This is a genomic window from Providencia vermicola (genome assembly GCF_010748935.1).
Classification (GTDB): Bacteria; Pseudomonadota; Gammaproteobacteria; order Enterobacterales; family Enterobacteriaceae; genus Providencia; species Providencia zhejiangensis.
In genome coordinates, this window is sequence record NZ_CP048796.1 from 100211 (window position 1) to 121468 (window position 21258).

Consider the following 21258-nt stretch of genomic DNA (forward strand, 5'->3'; position numbering starts at 1 on the left):
ATAGGAAAATCGTTATATTGATTTTCCTATTTATTTTTAAGCGATTATTTAAAGTTCGATGTGACGCTAGCTACGATTTTTTAAGAAGCGTTCAAGGTAAAATAGTGCGCTGATATTACGGGCTTCATTGAAGTCCGGATGCTCAAGCAACTCCATCATGCGGGCAATTGGCCATCTAACTTGTTGTAAAGGTTCTGGTTCATCACCTTCCAGCTTTTCGTTATACAGGTCACTCGCGATAAGTATATTCATCTTACTCGAAAAGTAAGATGGTGACATGGTGAGCTTGGCAACTTGTGTGATCTGGTTTGCACCGAAACCAATTTCTTCTTTTAGCTCGCGTTGTGCAGCTTCAATTGGTGTTTCGCCCGGATCGATAGCGCCTTTAGGGAACCCTAGCTCGTAATCTTCAATACCGACGGCATACTCTCGGATTAAGATTAAGCTGTCATTTATGAGAGGAACGATGAGAACAGCTTCACGTTTTCCAGGGCGCATTCTTTCATAGATACGTTTTTCACCGTTGCTAAACTCGAGGTCAACAGATTGGATGCTGAATAATTTGGAATGAGCAACATCCTGAATATTCAAAATTTTTGGCTTTTTAAGCTCTGTCATAATGGTTCTCGAATAGGGTGAATGAATAAAAAAATAGGCGATTGATGAAACATCGCTTTTACACGGTTATTAACTATGGCTTATATCAAAAAAAATTAATAGAGATTATCGGGTTGATAAAATGCTGTTAGTATAGCCAACACGCTTCAAGTTATAGGACTGGTGTGGTAAATAGAGTACAGTGCTCAAAGGTTCAAGTCACCTAAGTTCCTATATCAAATAGTGTGAGTTGGGCGTGTGCCAACATACAGATTGAATTATTTTATGTATATATCAGCGTATAAAAATAGCACAGATTAATAAATAAAAATTTTTAATTACAACATATTGTAAATTAACATAAAAATTAAAAAGAGAATAGGAATTGGCTTATATAGCGGCAGCGTAGTGATTGCTATGCTTTTCTTGATATTATTTCATTGGGGAAAAAATGCTTAATTACGTCATTATAACGGCTATTGTAATAATTAGCCTAACTATAATGGCTTCCTTTCTGTATTTCAGGCGGGGGCGGAATTCTGGCGTCTATCAGATCCCTTCTCAGGCTGAACCCTCTTTTCGCAAGATGATCGACTCTGATTATCAGATTATCTCACAGTACTTACGCACCAATCTTTTTTCTCCCCAAGGCTCTGAGCAAAATCCGTGGCAATTGAAGAAAAATGCCGTGATTGCCACCGTCTGTAATTCGGTGACTCGCTTTAATTTACGGCAAGAACAGACGAATGGCTGGCGTTATTTTATTGATACCATTGAGGTTAAACTTCCCGAGCAGCTTGAGCCTTATTTACAGCAAAAAAATGTCATGGAGTTAGTGGAAACTAACCATTTGCCATTAATTATTTCGCTAAATGGCTTTTCGCTAAAAGATTTTAATTATGAATGGTCTTCAGAAGAAGCGACTGAAGTCACGACGCCAGAGGCGGCTATTCATGAAAGAGGGGAGCCTAATGTCCAGCTATTGCGTGTACGCAAGGAGACACTAGAAGAACATCAGCTAAATCATTCTTCAGGTTGGTTTGGCGCTATTTTGATCTGCCTCAGTTTCTTACTTGGGTATTTAGCGTTAGTGGCAATTCCTGTTGTGCAGTCGTGGGGATTTGTAGGCGCTTTTCTCTGCTTTGTTATTGGGTTGCTGGCGCTATTTCGGTTTCGTGTTTTTCCTAAAAAATTTCAAGATGTTCAATGTGTTTTTGGGCAACCGAAGCGATGGGAACTGTATGGTGAATTAGATAAAAGACAATCATCAACGGTATCTATTGGTGGTACAGATCTTTATTATCCACCCCATTGGGAGCCGTATATCCATCATGAATTGGATAAAGCGACAAATATCGATATGTATGCCTCAGGGCAAGTTCTACGGCATGGACAATACCTGTCATTGCATGAAGAGGAACGCTATTACCCCTATCGTCGATATAAAAAAAATCTACTGGTACTCGCAACGGGGCTATTGGTTCTAATTTTGATGTTTTCCTATCAATCCATGTGCTTACCCGTAAAACTTGGCGTTGCATGGCTTGAAGGCTCGGAGAAAGTGAAAGTCACCAGTGTGGCTGAATTGGAAACCCGCAAGTTGAAGATTGGTGATAGTCTTGTCGCGAAAGGGGTTGGAATGTGCTATCGCCCCCCCAATTTATCTGACTCGAATCATGCCCAGTTTGCGCCTTTTGATTGTTCAGGTGTTTATTGGAACAATATGAATTTAGCGCCGGATCCAGAATCAGAAATTGTAGAGCGGGCCATTCGATTGTTAAATACGGTGCAAAGCCAATTGCATCCTGATAAAAACAGTGTTGGCGTTAACCCCCGATTACAACGTGACATTATGAAATCAGGGATGAATATTATTTTTGATTTTTCTGAAATAATATTGAGAACGAATGAATTATGTTACGAAGAGAATGCGTGCTCCAAACTGAAAAACGCCCTCATAAACCTAGGCAGCACAGATGATTGGGGAACGTTAGTGGTCAAAGCGTCCACCGGTAAATTAAGCGGTGCGCATGTTTTATTACGCGCAGGAAGCGCCGAGGCCTTGGAAAACCTTGTTGAAGTCACCACATATGAGTTTATCAAAGGCGAAGTGGAAAAAGAGGCCGCAAAACTTAATAGCCCCCCACCTGGTGGTGTGCTGTTAATTAGCGATGAAAATAAGGCATTAGTCGATTTTATCGTGGGAAGCACGTTTAATGATATGACTCCTCTGCAACGTTGGATGGAACTGAAACGAATAGCAGGCTTGCTTATTAATACGCCATTCGATATTGAAGGTATCATCACCAATTTATCGACCGATGCGAATGGGACATTGCATATCACGCTTCATAGTAAACCTGATGAACAAGTATTGTCTCGGTATGTCAGTAGCTCCTTATTTGCGCTTTTTCTCGCTGCTTGTGTGATACTAAACGGCACTTTAGTGATAATCCGTATCATGAATAACAAAAAGCGCTTACGTAATATTCAACAGTATTATGATAAGTGCTTTGAGGCAGACAATCTCTCCCATCAAAGATAACGTCTAAATGATGGAGGCCTCATTTTAAAGATTGGCATTGAGGATAACATCATGAAACAACCACCAACAGAACAGGTTCGCCTTGATAAATGGTTATGGGCAGCGCGTTTTTATAAAACACGTTCTATCGCTCGCGATATGATTGATGGTGGAAAAGTTCACTATAATGGGCAAAGAACGAAGCCGGGCAAAATAGTCGAACTAAACGCCTTGATCAGGCTAAGGCAAGGGAATGATGAACGAACGATTGAGGTTTTAGAGATAAGTAGCCAGCGCCGAGGAGCACCGGAGGCGCAATTGCTTTATCGTGAAACGCAAGAAAGTCTCGAACAGCGCGAAAAAGTCCAGCAAGCACGAAAGATGAATGCGTTAACGATGCCTCATCCTGAACGACGCCCAGATAAAAAAGAACGTCGTACCTTACTAAAATTTAAACAATCGAACTCCCACGGTTCATCCTAAGGGCGGTTGACGCGGAAGGGTCAATTTTATTCGATTTAAACGTGTTTTAATCAAGAGAGGTTGTCGCTTAGTCCTCTAGGCAAAAACCCCTTATCAGTAATAGAGAGAAATTATGGCTAAACAAGACCTACTCCACCGTTTCCTGTTTGAACAACATGCTGTACGTGGGGAAATGATCAATGTTGACGAGACATTTCAGCAAATCCTGAATAATCATGATTACCCTGATGCCGTTAAAGGATTATTAGGTGAATTGCTTGTTGCAACGAGTCTGCTGACTGCAACCTTAAAGTTTGATGGTGATATTACTGTTCAAATTCAAGGCGATGGCCCTGTGAACTTGGCGGTGATTAATGGCAATAACTTACAACAAATGCGTGGCGTTGCTCGTATCAATGGTCCTGTTGTGGCAGGAAGCACCTTAAAGCAGATGATTGGTAATGGTTATATGGTCATTACGATCACGCCAAATCAAGGTGAACGTTATCAGGGGATTGTTGCGATTGAAGGTGAAACGCTGGAAGAGTGTATTGATGCTTATTTCATGCAGTCAGAGCAGTTACCTACTCGTTTATTTATCCGCGTAGGTGAGTCAGAGGGTAAGGCCATTGCTGGTGGTATGTTACTGCAAGTTTTACCGGCTGCCGATGAAGATAGCCATGATATTTTCGATCACTTAGTGCAACTCACGGCAACGATTAAAGGTGAAGAGCTGAGCGCACTGGATGTCAAAGAAGTGCTACACCGCCTTTATCATGAAGAAGATGTGACTTTGTATGACCCGCAATCGGTCGAGTTTCGCTGTACTTGCTCACGCGAGCGTTGTGAAAGTACCTTAATGACGTTACCTGAAGAAGATGTTATCGATATATTGCAAAAAGATGGAAAAATTGATATGGAGTGTGAATATTGTGGCTCACACTACGTATTTATTGAATCCGATATTCAAGGGTTAAAAAATGTGCAAAATCAGCAACTTCACTGATACGATTTAGCAACCTAATTATGTGACGAGGGTGCAATTTTGCACCCTTTTTTTATAATTTTAAAGGCTTATTACGTGCTCTAAGTCTCATAATGAATTAAAAAAAATTATACATTTTCAATTCTTTGATAGCTATCGCTGTTAATTAGTCGTAAAGAATTATGATCATCTGTAGATTAGTTATGATTACCAGGAGCAATAATAATGAGCGCTAAAAGTATTACCCCTAAGGAACTCGAACAGTACGGCATTCACGATGTAGCTGACGTTGTTTACAACCCGAGTTATGAGCTGTTGTTCAAGGAAGAAACTAAACCTGGATTAGAAGGCTATGAGCGTGGAACGGTGACCACACTAGGTGCTGTCGCTGTTGATACCGGTATTTTTACAGGTCGTTCTCCAAAGGATAAGTATATTGTACGTGATGATGTGACCCGTGATACCGTTTGGTGGGCAGACCAAGGTAAAGGTAAAAACGATAACAAACCAATGACCCAAGAAGTTTGGAGTCATTTAAAGCATTTGGTCACTGAACAACTGTCAGGTAAGCGCCTGTTTGTTGTTGATGCATTCTGTGGTGCGAACGCAGACACTCGCTTAAAAGTACGTTTTATCACGGAAGTGGCTTGGCAAGCGCATTTCGTAAAAAATATGTTCATTCGTCCAACTGACGCTGAACTGGTTGGTTTTGAACCAGACTTTATTGTGATGAATGGTGCAAAATGCACTAACCCAAATTGGAAAGAACAAGGTCTGAATTCAGAAAACTTTGTTGCTTTCAACTTAACTGAACGTATGCAGCTAATTGGTGGCTCTTGGTACGGCGGTGAAATGAAGAAAGGTATGTTCTCAATGATGAACTACCTGCTTCCACTGAAAGGCATTGCGTCCATGCACTGCTCTGCTAACGTTGGTGAAGAGGGCGATGTGGCGATCTTCTTCGGTCTGTCTGGTACAGGTAAAACGACGCTGTCTACAGATCCAAAACGTAAGTTGATTGGTGATGATGAGCATGGTTGGGATGATGATGGCGTGTTCAACTTTGAAGGGGGTTGCTATGCGAAAACTATCCACCTATCTAAAGAAGCTGAGCCGGACATCTACGGTGCTATCAAGCGTGATGCATTATTAGAAAACGTCACAGTGCTGGCCGATGGCAGTGTTGACTTTGATGATGGTTCAAAAACAGAAAACACCCGTGTTTCTTACCCTATTTACCACATCGAAAATATTGTTAAACCTATCTCTAAAGCGGGTCACGCCACTAAAGTTATCTTCTTAACGGCGGATGCATTTGGGGTATTACCTCCTGTTTCACGTTTGACGCCAGAACAAACTCAGTACCACTTCCTATCTGGCTTCACTGCGAAATTAGCCGGTACTGAACGTGGCGTAACAGAGCCTACACCAACGTTCTCTGCCTGTTTTGGTGCAGCATTCCTGTCCTTGCACCCAACACAATATGCAGAAGTATTAGTTAAACGTATGGAAGCTGCGGGTGCGAAAGCCTACTTAGTGAATACAGGCTGGAATGGTACGGGCAAGCGTATCTCTATTAAAGATACTCGTGCCATCATTGACGCTATCTTAAGCGGTGATATCGAGAAAGCAGATACCATTAAACTGCCTATCTTTGATCTGGAAGTGCCAACAGCATTACCGGGCGTAGATACCAACATTCTTGACCCACGTAATACTTACGCTGACAAAGCACAATGGGATGAGAAAGCGAAAGATTTAGCTGACCGTTTCGTGAAAAACTTCGATAAGTATACAGATACCCCAGCGGGTGAGGCTCTGGTTAAAGCAGGTCCTAAACTGTAATAACGTGTTGAGTTTTAAAAGATAAGGCCCTCAATTGAGGGCCTTTTTGACATTGAAACATTATTCAGCGGCAGGTAAATCGAACAGTAAGATTTCGCTATCTTCACTTGCCTTAATCGTCAGTTGGTTTTCTTGCCAAATGGCTAAACCATCGCTGGTTGTTGCGGTTTGGCCATTCACCTCAACAGTGCCTTTGACCACTTGGATCCAAACAACTCGCTTATCTGCAAGCGTATAGGTGTGTGTCTCGTCTTGGGGTAATGCCCAACGCCATAATGTCATGTCTTGATAGACTTTTAACGAACCTTCTCTTGCATCTGGCGAGAGGACTAATTGCTTGCCATCCGCAGAATCAAAGCGTTTTTGCTCATAACGAGGCTCGATACCCGCCTTTTCAGGTAAAATCCAAATTTGGTACAAGTGAAGACGATTTTTATCATCTGGATTGTACTCTGAATGACGTATGCCTGTACCGGCGCTCATGATTTGAAATTCACCCGCTGGGATCTGCTCCATGTTACCCATGCTGTCTTTATGTTCCACCGTACCTTCAAGAACATAAGTTAAGATCTCCATGTCTTTATGGGGATGAGTGCCAAAACCTTGACCAGCATCGATAAAATCTTCGTTGATGACACGGAGCGCGGAGAAACCCATAAACTGTTCATCATAATAGTTAGCAAACGAAAAGGTATGCCAGCTGTCTAGCCAACCATGATTAGCATGGCCGCGTTCATTCGCTTTACGTACATAGATCATTGTGTCATCTCCTTAAAAGCGCCCCTATTTGTGCTGAGGTGCGCTAAATGTATTGCTGACAGTTTAGCTAACTTGGCAAAAGAGAGAAGTAGACAGGTTTGACCTTAGGATCCAAAAAATTTGAATGAGATGAATAGATAAAAAAATAGCCAGCACTAAGCTGGCTAAACTAAACACTGGAAGCAATGTGAGCAATGTCGTACTGCCAAGACAGTTGCTGTATAAGCTATGTCGAGGAAGTGATTTGATGATAATAGTTATCACTATCGTTTGTAAAGCGTTTTTTTTAATCAAAATCAGATAAATTATAATAAAATCTGCAATTATATGATTTCTATAAAAATTAAAAATATCCATTATTTTTCAATGGATTAAATTTTTTTTGTTAAAACGAGATTTTTGAACGAGACACACTAAGAGTAAGGGTATTATGCGTCTGCAAAGCGTAAATCGCCTTTGTCGAATTATGGGGAAACGCCCTACAATTTATCGTAGGGCGTCTACTATTTCGTTTATTTTGCGTTAAAGGGGAGGCTTTCAGCGCAAGCAGACGCGGAGCTCCATGCCCATTGGAAATTGTAGCCACCGAGCCAACCTGTAACATCGACCACTTCGCCAATAAAATACAACCCTTTTATTTTGAGGGATTCCATGGTTTTCGATGAGAGTTCCCGTGTATCCACCCCACCTAAAGTCACCTCTGCGGTTCGATAACCTTCGGTACCATTGGGTTGGACTTGCCATTGATGCAAATTATGATGCAATGCTTCGATTTGTGGATGATTAAGTTGTTTCAGTGCGCAATCAGGGATTTGCCCCTGAGCCTGTAAGACTTCAATTAATCGCTTAGGTAATAGCTTACTGAGCGTTGTTTTGAGTGATTGGTTTGGGTGATTCTGTTTCTCTTCACTCAAATAGTCGATGAGATCGTGCTCAGGAAGTAAGTTAATACTTACATATTCACCTGGGTTCCAATAGCTTGAAATCTGTAAAATAGCAGGACCAGATAGTCCACGATGGGTGAATAGAATATTTTCTTTAAACAGAGTACCGTTAGCGGCGGTCACGGTGGCGGCGACTGACACCCCAGAGAGAACTTGTAAGGCTTCTAATAGCGGCTTATGTAGCGTAAAAGGAACGAGGGCAGCACGAGTCGGTAAAATAGGGTGACCGAATTGCTCTGCGAGTCGATAGCCAAATGGTGTTGCTCCAAGGCCTGGCATCGACAGCCCCCCTGTAGCCACAACAAGTGAGTGTGTACTTACTTCATTTCCGTTTGCAGTAACAATAAAACCATCATCGGTTTTCTCAACATGGGTTACTTCGCTGCGTAATTTTACGGTGATATTGGGTGAACGGCACTCAGCTTCTAACATGTCGACAATATCTTGTGCGCTATTGTCACAAAATAACTGACCGAGTGTTTTTTCGTGATAGGGAATATTGTATTTATTAACTAACGCAATAAAATCCCACTGTGTATAGCGAGCAAGTGCTGACTTACAAAAGTGAGGATTTGCGGATAGGTAATTGCTGTGATCGGCATAAATATTGGTAAAGTTACAACGCCCGCCACCTGACATGAGAATTTTTCTACCGAGTTTCTTTCCGTTATCCAATACAAGTGTATTTAGCCCTCGTTTTCCTGCTAATGATGCACAAAACAGTCCCGCAGCACCTGCACCAAGGATAATGACGTCATAATTTTTCACAATACAAAATTCTCTATCTAGTTGATGTTAAACACGTTTATTCAGTAAGTGATTGTATCAAATTATATTTCAATGGTTATCATGTGGCTCGTTATACAACAACTAATGAAAAGTCTTGAATACATATTATAATTAGGTTCTGCTGAACTTTTGGGCTTACTTTGTTGCTTATGATTAAGCCTTTAGCTTGCGCTAAAAATCGATTTATGGCGCATCTAAAAAATCAGTAGGTTGTTAGATATTCGCTAAAAAAGATGAATTCACTCTAATTTGGGTGAAATTCTAACGAAAAAGTTTAAAAAAATCAGAATAAAAACAAATTGTGTAATATACTGATAAATATAGGGTAATGACCATGTTGTACTTTTTTTCACAGTAGCGAAATCAAAAAAAGGTTAGATTTTGCTTCCACCGCTAGCGTTTGTCACTGATAATGCGCCGCGTTCATGACCAACATAAAATGGCTTAACGTCTATGCTACATCTTTTTACAGGTTTGGAATTTTACACAGGCCTATTGTTAGTACTGGCACTGTTATTTGTGCTGTTCTATGAGGCAATAAATGGCTTCCATGATACCGCGAATGCGGTAGCAACGGTTATCTATACCCGTGCAATGCGAGCGCAATTTGCGGTTGTTATGGCGGGTGTGTTTAACTTTTTTGGTGTTCTGCTCGGAGGTTTGAGCGTTGCGTATGCGATTGTTCACTTGCTGCCGACAGACCTTTTGCTTAATGTGAGCTCAGCTCACGGCCTCGCAATGGTCTTTTCATTGCTACTGGCTGCAATTATCTGGAACCTTGGAACCTGGTATTTTGGTATCCCCGCATCAAGTTCTCATACATTGATTGGGGCGATCATTGGTGTTGGTTTAACCAACGCAATCGTGACTGATTCATCCATCGTAGATGCGTTGAATATACCTAAAATGATCAGTATTTTCATGTCCCTTATCCTTTCTCCTGCTATTGGTTTTGTGATCGCTGGATTGATGATTTTTGTTTTGCGCCGTTATTGGAGTGGAACCAAAAAGCGTCGCCGTATTCACTTAACACCAGCAGAACGTGAGAAAAAAGATGGTAAGCGCAAGCCACCATTTTGGACGCGTACTGCATTGATCCTATCAGCAGTTGGCGTGAGTTTCTCTCATGGTGCAAACGATGGGCAAAAAGGCATCGGTCTTATCATGCTGGTATTGATTGGTGTTGCACCCGCGGGCTTTGTCGTCAATATGAACTCAAGTGGTTATGAGATCGCAAGAACTCATGATGCCGTTGTACATTTACAACAATACTATGAGACACATAAACCAGCCTTAAACCATGCGATTGAAAATACGCCGACGGTTACGGGTACTGATGAGATTGGTGAAGAGTTCCATTGCGATAGCTCACGTACACCTATCGTTCTAAATCAAGCACAACAATTGCTGAATGGTATTCAAAGCTACGATGAGTTAACACCAGAGCAGCGCAACCATATGCGCCGTTTACTCATGTGTATCTCAGATACAGCGAATGCCGTTGCTAAGCTGCCAGAAACCAGCTCACAAGATGCTAGTTTACTGAAAAAGCTAAGCAATGACCTATTGTATACCGTTGAATATGCACCATTGTGGATCATCATTTCCGTTGCGTTAGCGCTGTCTATCGGAACAATGTTTGGCTGGAAACGTGTTGCTGTGACGATTGGTGAAAAAATCGGTAAGAAAGGCATGACCTATGCACAAGGTGTGTCCGCACAGGTTACCGCCGCGGTTTCAATCGGTGTTGCAAGTTATACGGGAATGCCTGTTTCTACCACCCAAGTTCTATCTTCGGCAGTGGCTGGAACCATGGTCGTTGATGGCGGTGGTGTACAGAGCAAAACAATTAAGAGCATTGCTTTGGCATGGTTATTGACACTACCTGTTTCTATCGGCTTGTCCGGTGGATTATACTGGATTGCATTGATGATCATTTAGTACAGAGTAAGCGTTTTCTACTGTATAGCTGACAAAATGAATAACGATAATAGTGATGAGCTAATAAGTTCATCACTATTTTTTTGCTTTAAAAAATGTTGGGTAACTAGTGAGTTTTGCTTGGCTGTTAAGCGGCAAAGAAAAGCAGATAAATTAAACTGACAGCGACTAAGATGCTAAGTTGACTGATCTGTAAAAATTGCTTACGAATCCTATCGCATCGCAATATAACTTCAGGGTCAAAATGGTCGAGATAGTGTTTATTGTTGATATAACGAACGAGCTTTAATTGCTTGTTTAATTGACCATGAGTGGTGAAAAACCCATTACCATCAACGGACTGATAAAGTAAGGGATCAGTATCGCGTAGGATATAAAGCAAAACGCGAATAGAAGAAAAATAGCGTATCATATTGATGATACATAAGATGCATAAGGCCCAAAACAAGGCAACCATACTGAACATACTCACCTCCTTAGGTATATCAGCTTGCGCTGTTGTTACAAAGGAAATAAAGCAAACACAGTGTAAACCAATTTATTATCCATTGTAGGATAATGCGCGGCCTAAAAAAAGTACAAATAGAAGTATTTTTGAGCGATCTTTATTGCTATTTGAGTGAAAAAGAAAGTGAAATTGGGTGGAAAAGCGTAATGTTAGGATGAATGGCTAAGAATTTAGTTATTACTTGTTTATATTGAAAAATATCACACATCATTCTTGTTTATATATTAATATTGGATAGATGATGTTATTGTTTTCTAAAATATTATGTGATGAAAGATTAACGCGTCTAATCTGCACAGATGTGATCAAAACGACACTCATGTGCCATAGTATGCGGGTATAGTATTTATAAGCGATTGGTGAGTTAAGAGGCTAAACTCGCATAGGCTCTTAACTTATCACAAAATCAGCATTCGGAAGGAGTTGACTTTATGGCGTACAAACATATTCTCGTAGCGGTAGATTTATCACCTGAAAGTAAAGTATTACTGGATAAAGCCGTATCAATGGCAAAACCTTACGGGGCTAAAGTATCCATGATCCATGTTGATGTGAATTACTCAGATCTTTACACCGGTTTAATCGATGTGAATTTGGGCGACATGCAGCAACGTATTACGGACGAGACTCGTAACGCTTTAAAAGATCTTTCTGCTGGTGCAGGTTATGAGATCCAAGAAACATTGAGCGGTAGCGGTGATTTAGGCCAAGTTTTGGTTGATGCAATCAAAAAATACGATATGGACTTAGTCGTGTGTGGTCATCACCAAGATTTCTGGAGTAAGTTGATGTCTTCGGCTCGCCAGTTGATCAATACAGTTCATGTTGATATGTTGATTGTGCCACTGAATGACGATGAAGAATAATCGATTCAGTTAAAAATGAAAAATTATTCGCTAAAAACGCTTGCTTATGCAGGCGTTTTTTTTGCTAAAAAAAATTTAAATTAAGTTAACTATTGTAGGGTCAAGAAATTTTTTTGCGTTAGAGTAAAAAAAAAGCTTGAAACTTGAATACAAACTAATGATATATTCAATAGGCAAATGCACATCAACCTCACATTTCCTAAAAAATTATCACAAGAAAGAGTGAGGAATATCACAACAAAAAATTTAAAAAGGAAGGCGCCGATGAGTTCATTATCATCATTTCTGGAGTCTGTACAAAAAAGAGATCCTCAGCAACCTGAATTCCTACAAGCTGTCCGTGAAGTGTTTACCTCGCTTTGGCCATTCTTAGAAAATAACCCTAAATATCGTGAGCAAGCACTACTTGAACGTTTCGTAGAACCGGAAAGAGTGATCCAATTCCGTGTCTGTTGGGTGGATGATCAAGGCAAAGTACAGGTAAATAGAGCTTGGCGTGTGCAATATAGCTCTGCAATCGGCCCATTCAAAGGCGGTATGCGTTTTCACCCTTCAGTTAACCTCTCCATTCTAAAATTTCTTGGCTTTGAACAAACATTGAAAAATGCATTGACGACATTGCCAATGGGGGGAGGTAAGGGAGGTTCTGACTTTGATCCAAAAGGAAAAAGTTATGGTGAAGTCATGCGTTTCTGCCAATCATTAATGACCGAATTATATCGCCATTTAGGGGCGGATACTGACGTACCTGCTGGTGATATCGGTGTTGGTGGCCGTGAAGTTGGCTTTATGGCAGGCATGATGAAAAAGCTTTCTAATGACACCTCATGTGTCTTTACTGGCAAGGGACTTTCTTTCGGTGGAAGCTTAATTCGCCCAGAAGCAACCGGTTACGGCCTTGTCTATTTCACAAATGCGATGCTAAAACGTCATGGGTTAGGTTTTGAAGGAATGCGTGTTGCGGTATCGGGTTCTGGTAACGTCGCTCAATATACCATTGAAAAGTGCATGGAACTGGGAGCAAAAGTTGTTACTGCTTCTGACTCAAACGGTACGGTGGTCGATGAAGCTGGCTTTACACCAGAAAAGCTTGCTCGTTTAGAAGAAATCAAAAATAGCTATGGTCGTGTTGAGGCCTATGCAAAAGAGTTTGGTTTAACTTATTTGGCTGGTAAGCAACCATGGTGTGTACCTGTTGATATTGCTCTACCGTGTGCGACTCAAAATGAGTTAGATCTTGAAGCGGCGGAGCTACTAATCAAAAATGGTGTTAAAGCCGTTGCTGAAGGGGCAAATATGCCAACAACCATCCCAGCTACAGAGCTTTTCCTTGAAGCGGGTGTATTGTTTGCGCCAGGTAAAGCGGCGAATGCCGGTGGTGTTGCAACGTCAGGTTTAGAAATGGCGCAAAATGCGGCTCGTATGGGTTGGAAAGCCGAAAAAGTGGACGCGCGTTTACACCATATTATGCTGGATATCCACAATCACTGTGTCGAGTTTGGTGGTGAGGCAAAACAAACTAACTATGTACAAGGTGCAAACATTGCGGGCTTTGTTAAAGTCGCAGATGCAATGCTCGCACAGGGTATTTTGTAATTATTTAGTTTAAACATACGCGAAAGGGCGGAGATAACAGTAATATACGCCCTTCGTCGTTATGTTTTAATACAGGGATAAATATCGAATCGATGATTTTTGGTTATGACCGCGGAAGGGGCTTTTTGACCAGCAAGGGGCTCAGCATAATCAGGTCGCTTCACCACGACACGACGTTTAGCTAAGGCTAAAGCGGGAGCAATTTTTGTTGACCACTGCACTCATTATTAATCATGGTCGTCATGGAATTCCGTAGATTGAGTCAAAATGATATCGGTAATCTCATAAGCCATCTTTTGCGTGTCGAAATCTTCAATATTTGCCAAAACAGCGACCGTTAAGCCTAAATCAGGTAAACGTAAAAAATAGGTAGCCCAGCCTCCTGAATGCTCGAAATGTGTGATGCCGAAGTGTTGTGAAATAATAATGCCATAAGCATATTTCTGATGGTGTTCAATGGCTTTACCTATCCTATTTCTAGCCGGTAATGCCTGAAGCATTTTCTCGACTAGTGCTTTGCCTCTGGCTTTACCACTGGTGTCATTTTCACCCCATTTCATTAAATCTAAAACATTTGAATGAACAGCACCATCACCGGTTTGAGTCCAAAGACTTTCACTTAATTGATAGCCACATGCATTGTTTTCACGGTACCCACGAGCAATTGTGGTGTGGACGGGGTACGATCCCACTATAAAGTTATTATCCATTTGTAATGGTTTGAAAATAGCCCGTATTACAATAATCAAATTGTGTTCCAACAGGGAAAAGAGGGTTGGGATAAGCAATGAAGTCCGCTAAGCTTTCCGCTGGTAGAGATCGACTTGCTGCTTGAATTGGAATCGGTGTTTATTGTTCAAGCATGGCACCCACGGTTAGACAGGGATCTAGCACATCAATGGCTGCGGCATACTATTAAACAGTACTTTTTAAATCGAGAGTGATTTTCTGTAGTGTTAGCTAATTAAGCATATCAATGAGTATTACTTTATATTTGATTTAGCCGTTTAACGTGATGACTTGGTTAGAAGCTCACCATAATACGATCAGCTTCTAGAGCCTATTTAATGAGTTATTCCAAAGTGCCTATTTCTTTTGGCAATGTATTGGCGACATCTGAAAAGCTTGGTAGATGGCCCATACATCAGGATCACCAATTACAAAAATATATTTCTTGGCGCGTGTTAGAGCGACATTAACTAGGTTGGGCTTACTCGCTGCCCATTGTGCGCCACCCTATTCACCGATACTGCAACCGAGTACAAAAATAACGGTATCATTTTCTTTACCTTGGAAGGTATGCACGGCGCCAATCTTATGTTTGACCCAATGGTTGACCTCTTCTGGTGTGATTTTAACCACTGGCTGTTGTATAGCTGGTAGATCTGTTTCCTTGAGTAATTCGATTAATGCAGTTTTAACCGCATTAAAAGGTGTGATCACATAAATAGATTGTAGCGTAATATTTTCCTGCATTAGGCGAGATAATAACATGAATAGGTCTTTGCCGTGGCTATCTCGGTATTGTTTATTACCCGTATTCCCCTTTGATACAACTTCATGGTTTTTGAGCTTGTCATTGATGGAGAGGCTGAGAATGTCGTCCTTTGGATCCGCATGGGTCATACGGTCATTGTCAGTCCTATTATTGGCAAGGCTGAACATAGGTTCAATACAATGGCGGTGTACCCATAAAAGAATACCAATCCAAATCGGGTTATTCATGACTTCTAACTGACAGCCCCATGAATTGATGTGATCCGCAATTTGTTGGATTGAGAAAGTTTGTGGGTTCCAATGGCAAAGATGGTTACTGAAACGTTGTTCGCACTCTTCTTTAGCTTGCCCTGTTTCTGAACCGACAATATCTTGAATGAGCGAATTACTTAGATTTTTATCAAACTCACCAAGGTAAAGAATAAATGCGGTTGTTTTAGGCATTTTATATTGCACTCGGTATTTATCACAAAGCCAAGGTAATTGGTTGTTCTTGTTTTCTGTAAGCGCTTTTCGGGATATAGATAATTTTTTCTTGTGATTAATATCGGACGAGTAAGGGTGAAAAAATGCCATACGTTGCCAACTACTTAAAATATCTATTGGTAGAGGTTTCGAATGCCTATTTTTCCACCTGTCATTATTTAAAATATTTTAATAGTTATTAAGATTAACTTAAATTAAATGAATTTTATAGACTTCACGTTATGAATGCTCTCGGCCTAAAACTGTAGTGAGTGAGGGTATTTATAAAGAAGAGAGAAGGGAAATTGGTTACCCGTAGCGCTGGTGAGTATTTGAAATAAAACAGCTAACTAAGAGAAGTTATAGTTAGCTGTTAATTGAGGATTACTTAGCGATTAATTCGCCAATTTTTACTGCTGCCCAGCCCGCAGGTGTGGTTGCTCCACCCACGATATTGGTCATTTCTGAAATCCCTTCTGGTACTGGGATATTCGAATTCACCGCAGCTTGCGTATATTCCGTGGAAATATCGGTTCCCACATAGTAAATGGATGTTAGGACTAATGTGCCACAGATAAACATTCTAAACATATTACGCTTACAGAATGGTGTCACCATAGCTAATAAAAACATCAATGAAGCAAGGTCAACGAAAGGTAATACTTTGTTGCCCGGTAGTACGAAAGCTAACACAATCGCCATTGGGATCAGTAATAGCCCAGTTGCCAACACGGAAGGCTCACCAATTAACAGCGCAGTATCCATGCCAATATAGAAATCACGGTTAGGGAATTTCTTTTTCAATTTTGCTTCAACGGCATCGCGAACAATTAACAGACCTTGGACTAAAATTTCGATCATTTTAGGCAGGAGTAACATTGCCGCAGACACGGTCACGGCGAGTGCAACAGATTCACTGATAGGATAGCCTGCCATCAATGCTAATACCAAACCTAAAATAAAGCCTAATGTTAATGGTTCACCGAATACACCGAATTTTTTATTAATCGTTTCGGGTTCGAGGTTAATTTTATTTAACCCTGGAATTTTCTCGATAATATAGTTTGTCACGATGCCAAACGGTACATACATAATACAAGTCAGATGAGGGAAGGAAATACCTTGTAAATTATAATTACGTTGTAGATAAGGTGCAGTAATATCTGCCGCAACCAAAGTGGCAATAAAGATCACATAAGTGATACCAATTGATAGCCAGTAGCTTTCAGTACCCGCATACACTACAGAACCGACTAATAAAAATATCCAATAGTTAAAGATATCAATATTAATGGTTTTTGTGAGCTTAAATAAAACCATCACTAAGTTGATCGCAATAAAGCCTAGTACAACTGGCACCATAATCGGTGAGCCCCAGCCAATGGTGGAGGCAGTAGGCCAACCCGTATCAACCACGGTTAGGTTTAAACCCATCTTTTCAACCATCGATTGCGAGGCGGGTCCTAAATTCGATAGTAATAAGTTGATGACTAAGCCAACACCAACAAAACCGATGCCGACTAACATACCCGCTTTAAAAGCGGTGCCTACGCGAACGCCAAAACATAATGCAATAATGAAAAATATTATTGGCATCATAACCGATGCGCCCAGCCCGATGATATTGTTGATTATATCCATGTCTTTCTCCCAATACTCGTCATATTTCGCGCTGTGGCGTTGTTGGCTTCATTCACGAACCCTAGTCACATACTTTTGTATGCCCTAGCGACTCGTTTGCTTGTCGCCTAGCCACAACGCGAACTATTTAGAGTATTTATATGCTCGTCATATTTCGCGCGGTGGCGTTACTATCTTCATTTACGAACCCTAGTTACATACTTATGTATGCCCTAGCGACTCGTTTGCTTGTCGCCTAGCCACAACGCGAACTATTTAGAGTATTTACCTACTGCGTATTGAATAAAAAAATAAACCTGATAGTGAAATAAGTTGTGGTTTATAATTACTCAAAATACATAAGGTTGTTTTTGTAGGGTATAGGGTGCCCCTGACAGGTTTCACCCTATCGTTTATTTTTTATATTTTTTGCCGATGTTCTTTTCGTTAAATTAATTATTTTTGTTGTTTTAAAAATATCTCAGCAAATAGTTTTGGCGTATTGCTGAATGCATCTAAAGTACTACCTGCCATATGCGGTGTGATGGTCACATTGTCTAATAAATAAAATTCGCTCTCCTCTTTTAATGGCTCATCATCAAAGGTATCGATAGCGGCACCCATAATGCGTTTTTCTTTGAGTGCTTGCAGCAAATCACGCTCATTAATTAAACCTGAACGCGCGGTATTCACTATTACGGCGGTGGGTTTCATTAATTTAAAGTGTTTTTCGTTGATCAAGTTTTGTGTTTCTGGGGATAAACGTGCGTGTAGCGAAATAATGTCGGCAACTTTAACCAAATCTTCAAGTGAATCAACTTTGGTGTAACCGTCAACAGCGTCAACGTATTTATCGTAAAATATGACGTTGGTATCAAAGCCTTTAAGGAATTTAGCCACCAGTTGAGCAATATGGCCAAAGCCAACTAACCCAATGGTTTTTCCACCAATTTCTGGGATCACATCCGCGTTGACGAAATCTTTACGCCAATATTTATCCTTCAATGCATCATGTGCACGTGCAATATTACGTGTTTCAGCCAACATCATGCCAACCGTAAATTCAGCCACACTGCGTGCATTACGCCCTGGTGTATTCATTACCTTAATGCCTTTGTTCTCGGCATATTCTTTATTGATATTTTCAATGCCACCACGCAATACACCGATATATTTCAGTTTTGGTAGTTTATCGATTACTGCTTTATTCACAGGGGCGAACTGGGTGATCACTAACTCAACATCTTGTAAATCCGCATATAAATCCGCTGGTAAAATCACCGCTTCCGCACCGTGTTGCTCAACTTGCAAGTTATCTTCTTGCAGTTTTTCAATAGAAGGGTGTGCCCACTGACGAACGATAACCTCATAACCTTGTTGGCGTAGCTTTTCTAGCCCAGCCTCCATGGTTGGTTTATCAATAAATAGATCCGCAATTGCCAGACATTTCATGTTGCTCTCCAAAATTTTTTGTTGTCCTATGGGCTTAGCGCATTAACATCCCACCAGTCACATCAATGGTTGCTCCCGTCATATAACTGGCTTTTTCTGAAACCAAGAACACCCCAATATCCGCGATTTCAGCAGGGGAGGCGACACGCCCAACAGGAATTCGATTCAGATAATATTGTGGGTCTTTCTCTAGGTTGCCGCGGATCATTTCAGTATCCATAATGCCAACTGCAATGTTGTTAACATTAATGCCTTGTTTGGCAACCTCACGCGCCAGTGATATTGAAAAGGCGACTAAGCCCGCTTTACTGGCGGCGTAGTGTGAGTGACCAGTCGTTGAACCATGAAACGCTGCTTGCGAGGTAATGTTGAGCACTGAGCCAGTGATTTGCTTATTTGAACATTGATTGATAAATAATTGGCTTAAATGGAAAACGGATTTTAGGTTGATGTTCATCACGTTATCCCACTCTTCCAGTGTAATATCTGCGACCATCCCTGTCGGCCAAATACCTGCATTATTAATCAGGATATCGAATTGTTTGAAATGGGTGAGCCCCTGCTCAAATAATGCATCAATCTCTTGGCTGTCGCCTAAGTTGGTTCGGATAGCAACTACCTCAGTCCCATCTAAACCATTTAGCGCCTCAACTAGCGCTAATGCGGCTTCTGGATGGCTACGATAAGTAAAGCAGACGTTAACGCCTTCTTTTACCAGCGATTGCACCAGCTCACGTCCTAGTCCAGTCGCCCCACCAGTGACCAGCGCATTTTTACCGTGTAAATTGAGTTCCATGAACAACTAACTCCTTATTTAAGCATCAATGGTTTGCTGGGGGTTATGTGATTTCCATGTCGGTTGCATATCATCTAACATGCGTTTGTACATGGCGTATTTTTTGGCATAAACCGCTTGTTTATCCGTTTGTGGATGGATCACTTCAGACACTTTTACCATCGCATCACAAGCCGCAAAAACATCGGGAAAATAGCCTTCCATCACCGCTGCGGTCATGGCGGCACCAAGGGTACCGTGCTCTTTCACATCGACGATTTCTAATTGGCTCTGGAAGATATCGGCAAAAATTTGTAGCCAAACGGGTGAGTGGGTAATACCGCCCGCGATGCGGATCACATTGCTCAACTGTGGATTAATACGGCGCAGGCGCTCGACATGATAAAGGTGACTGAATGCAACTCCTTCATAGATAGCACGGAGGAAGTGAGCGCGTTGATGGAAACTGGTGACACCAACAAAACCGGCAGTGGCATCTGGAATGGTGTTGGAACCAAAAACAAACGGGAAGAACATCAATTGGCTTTCATCTGGCGTGGTGGAAGCCACTAATTGGTTACACAGTTCATATACTGAACTGCCTTTGGCTTCTTCAAGCTGCTTATCTGCCGCCATAAATTGGGTGATAAACCATTCTAAATTACTGGCAGATGTCGGGCTGGCTTCAGTAATTTGCCAACGATTTTCCATCGGGTAAATCGACGTCATAAACAAATCTTTATCAACCACCGGTTTGTCGGTGACGTATTCGTTGATGCTCCAGGTTCCTGCAACAATCGCCAATTTGTTGATTTGGTTGATACCTGAAGCCAATGACGAAGCGGAAATATCAAAGATGCCACCTGAAACTGGCGTGCCTGCTTTAAGGCCAGTCAGTGCAGCGATTTCTTCTGTGATACGGCCACAACAATCAGTTGATAGCTTGATTGGCGGTAGTTTATCTTTCCACGATAGCCCACCCCAGAAAGCGAGTAGTTCATTGTCGTAGCAACGATCGCGTACGTTAATCAAGTTAGTACCTGAGATGTCGGTCAGCTCTTGTGTGGCTTCACCCGTCAAATAAAAGCGGATCAGATCTTTCACCATAAAGATGTAACGCGCCTTTTCCAGTGTTTCAGGTTCATTATCTTGCAGCCAAGCGAGTAGGGCGACAGGTTGGCCTGCCCAAATCGATTGCATGGTTTTAGGTAGAATTTCACTTTCGAATTTAGGTGATTGATACCATTGTTCAACATATTTTTTGGCACGATTATCTGTTGAAATAATGCCATTACGAGTGGGTTTTCCCTGCTCATCAACTAAATAGAGACCATTGCCATGACCGGTTACTGAGATGCCAATAATATCGGCAGCATCAATAACTGATTTTTTAAGTACCTCTTTGATAACGAGTAAATTAGATTGCCATAACTCCTCAATATCCCTTTCAGTAAAAAAGGGTTTTGGGGTGATCATCCGAGTGGTATTGGACGCAATAGCCAGTACTTGGCCTTCGAGGTTATAGATAGCAGCCTTGGTCACAGTGCCGCCATTATCAATTCCTAAGATATATTTTTTCATGGAACTCCTCTAACCCTTCATATTTCGCACCACAGCGTCGTTGGCTGTATTT

At 41.3% G+C, this 21258-nt stretch carries 16 protein-coding genes and 2 pseudogenes; 7 read left to right on the forward strand and 11 right to left on the reverse strand.

What is annotated here, in order from left to right:
• Window positions 1-66: 66 nt before the first annotated feature.
• A complete protein-coding gene (gene nudE / locus G3341_RS00420; protein ID WP_154621841.1) occupies window positions 67-618 on the reverse strand; it encodes an ADP compounds hydrolase NudE in 552 nt (183 codons plus the stop codon).
• 430 nt (window positions 619-1048) lie between these two features.
• On the opposite strand from nudE, the gene G3341_RS00425 reads away from it, so the two are divergent.
• From G3341_RS00425 to pckA, 4 genes are all read left to right on the forward strand, one after another.
• Window positions 1049-3142 carry an IgaA/UmoB family intracellular growth attenuator gene (locus G3341_RS00425; protein WP_163860474.1) on the forward strand — a complete coding sequence of 698 codons (2094 nt, stop codon included), beginning with the start codon at window positions 1049-1051 and terminating at the stop codon, window positions 3140-3142.
• A 51-nt stretch (window positions 3143-3193) separates the two neighbouring features.
• Window positions 3194-3604, forward strand: a complete 411-nt coding sequence (gene hslR / locus G3341_RS00430; protein WP_163860475.1) for a ribosome-associated heat shock protein Hsp15 — start codon at window positions 3194-3196, stop codon at window positions 3602-3604.
• A 112-nt stretch (window positions 3605-3716) separates the two neighbouring features.
• Window positions 3717-4589 carry an Hsp33 family molecular chaperone HslO gene (gene hslO / locus G3341_RS00435; protein WP_163860476.1) on the forward strand — a complete coding sequence of 291 codons (873 nt, stop codon included), beginning with the start codon at window positions 3717-3719 and terminating at the stop codon, window positions 4587-4589.
• A gap of 204 nt (window positions 4590-4793) precedes the next feature.
• Window positions 4794-6413: a phosphoenolpyruvate carboxykinase (ATP) gene (gene pckA, locus G3341_RS00440; protein ID WP_154622045.1), complete on the forward strand. Its 1620-nt coding sequence runs from the start codon at window positions 4794-4796 to the stop codon at window positions 6411-6413.
• Window positions 6414-6473: 60 nt separating this feature from the next.
• Here the strand turns inward: pckA and G3341_RS00445 are convergent, their stop codons facing one another.
• Both G3341_RS00445 and G3341_RS00450 read right to left on the reverse strand, forming a co-directional pair.
• On the reverse strand, window positions 6474-7172 hold the full coding sequence (locus G3341_RS00445; RefSeq protein ID WP_154622044.1) for a pirin family protein: 699 nt from the start codon (window positions 7170-7172) through the stop codon (window positions 6474-6476).
• Window positions 7173-7684: 512 nt separating this feature from the next.
• Window positions 7685-8884 (reverse strand): NAD(P)/FAD-dependent oxidoreductase, encoded by a 1200-nt coding sequence (locus G3341_RS00450; protein ID WP_163860477.1) that lies wholly within the window; start codon window positions 8882-8884, stop codon window positions 7685-7687.
• Window positions 8885-9358: 474 nt separating this feature from the next.
• Between G3341_RS00450 and pitA the strand changes: the two genes are divergently transcribed.
• Window positions 9359-10846: an inorganic phosphate transporter PitA gene (gene pitA / locus G3341_RS00455; RefSeq protein WP_154623235.1), complete on the forward strand. Its 1488-nt coding sequence runs from the start codon at window positions 9359-9361 to the stop codon at window positions 10844-10846.
• 127 nt (window positions 10847-10973) lie between these two features.
• Here the strand turns inward: pitA and uspB are convergent, their stop codons facing one another.
• Complete coding sequence (gene uspB, locus G3341_RS00460) at window positions 10974-11312, reverse strand: universal stress protein UspB (protein WP_154623236.1); 339 nt, start codon at window positions 11310-11312, stop codon at window positions 10974-10976.
• A gap of 473 nt (window positions 11313-11785) precedes the next feature.
• On the opposite strand from uspB, the gene uspA reads away from it, so the two are divergent.
• Together uspA and gdhA are read left to right on the forward strand one after the other, a co-directional pair.
• Window positions 11786-12220 carry a universal stress protein UspA gene (gene uspA / locus G3341_RS00465; RefSeq protein WP_047756456.1) on the forward strand — a complete coding sequence of 145 codons (435 nt, stop codon included), beginning with the start codon at window positions 11786-11788 and terminating at the stop codon, window positions 12218-12220.
• 264 nt (window positions 12221-12484) lie between these two features.
• Entirely contained in the window at window positions 12485-13816 is a 1332-nt protein-coding gene (gdhA, locus tag G3341_RS00470; protein ID WP_154624239.1) for an NADP-specific glutamate dehydrogenase, read from the forward strand.
• Window positions 13817-13875: 59 nt separating this feature from the next.
• Here the strand turns inward: gdhA and G3341_RS00475 are convergent.
• From G3341_RS00475 to G3341_RS00505, 7 genes and pseudogenes are all read right to left on the reverse strand, one after another.
• A pseudogene (locus G3341_RS00475) lies at window positions 13876-14019 on the reverse strand (class I SAM-dependent methyltransferase); the annotation flags it as partial.
• A gap of 24 nt (window positions 14020-14043) precedes the next feature.
• Window positions 14044-14565 (reverse strand): serine hydrolase, encoded by a 522-nt coding sequence (locus G3341_RS00480; RefSeq protein ID WP_163860479.1) that lies wholly within the window; start codon window positions 14563-14565, stop codon window positions 14044-14046.
• Between the two features lie 323 nt (window positions 14566-14888).
• Window positions 14889-15598, reverse strand: a pseudogene (locus G3341_RS00485) (AAA domain-containing protein); the annotation flags it as partial.
• A 564-nt stretch (window positions 15599-16162) separates the two neighbouring features.
• Window positions 16163-17419 carry a PTS galactitol transporter subunit IIC gene (locus G3341_RS00490; protein ID WP_154624588.1) on the reverse strand — a complete coding sequence of 419 codons (1257 nt, stop codon included), beginning with the start codon at window positions 17417-17419 and terminating at the stop codon, window positions 16163-16165.
• Window positions 17420-17854: 435 nt separating this feature from the next.
• Window positions 17855-18850: a 2-hydroxyacid dehydrogenase gene (locus G3341_RS00495; protein ID WP_060561511.1), complete on the reverse strand. Its 996-nt coding sequence runs from the start codon at window positions 18848-18850 to the stop codon at window positions 17855-17857.
• A 34-nt stretch (window positions 18851-18884) separates the two neighbouring features.
• Window positions 18885-19646, reverse strand: coding sequence for an SDR family NAD(P)-dependent oxidoreductase (locus G3341_RS00500; RefSeq protein WP_163860480.1), 762 nt, complete (start codon window positions 19644-19646; stop codon window positions 18885-18887).
• A gap of 18 nt (window positions 19647-19664) precedes the next feature.
• Window positions 19665-21206: an FGGY-family carbohydrate kinase gene (locus G3341_RS00505; RefSeq protein WP_072502633.1), complete on the reverse strand. Its 1542-nt coding sequence runs from the start codon at window positions 21204-21206 to the stop codon at window positions 19665-19667.
• Window positions 21207-21258: the final 52 nt, after the last annotated feature.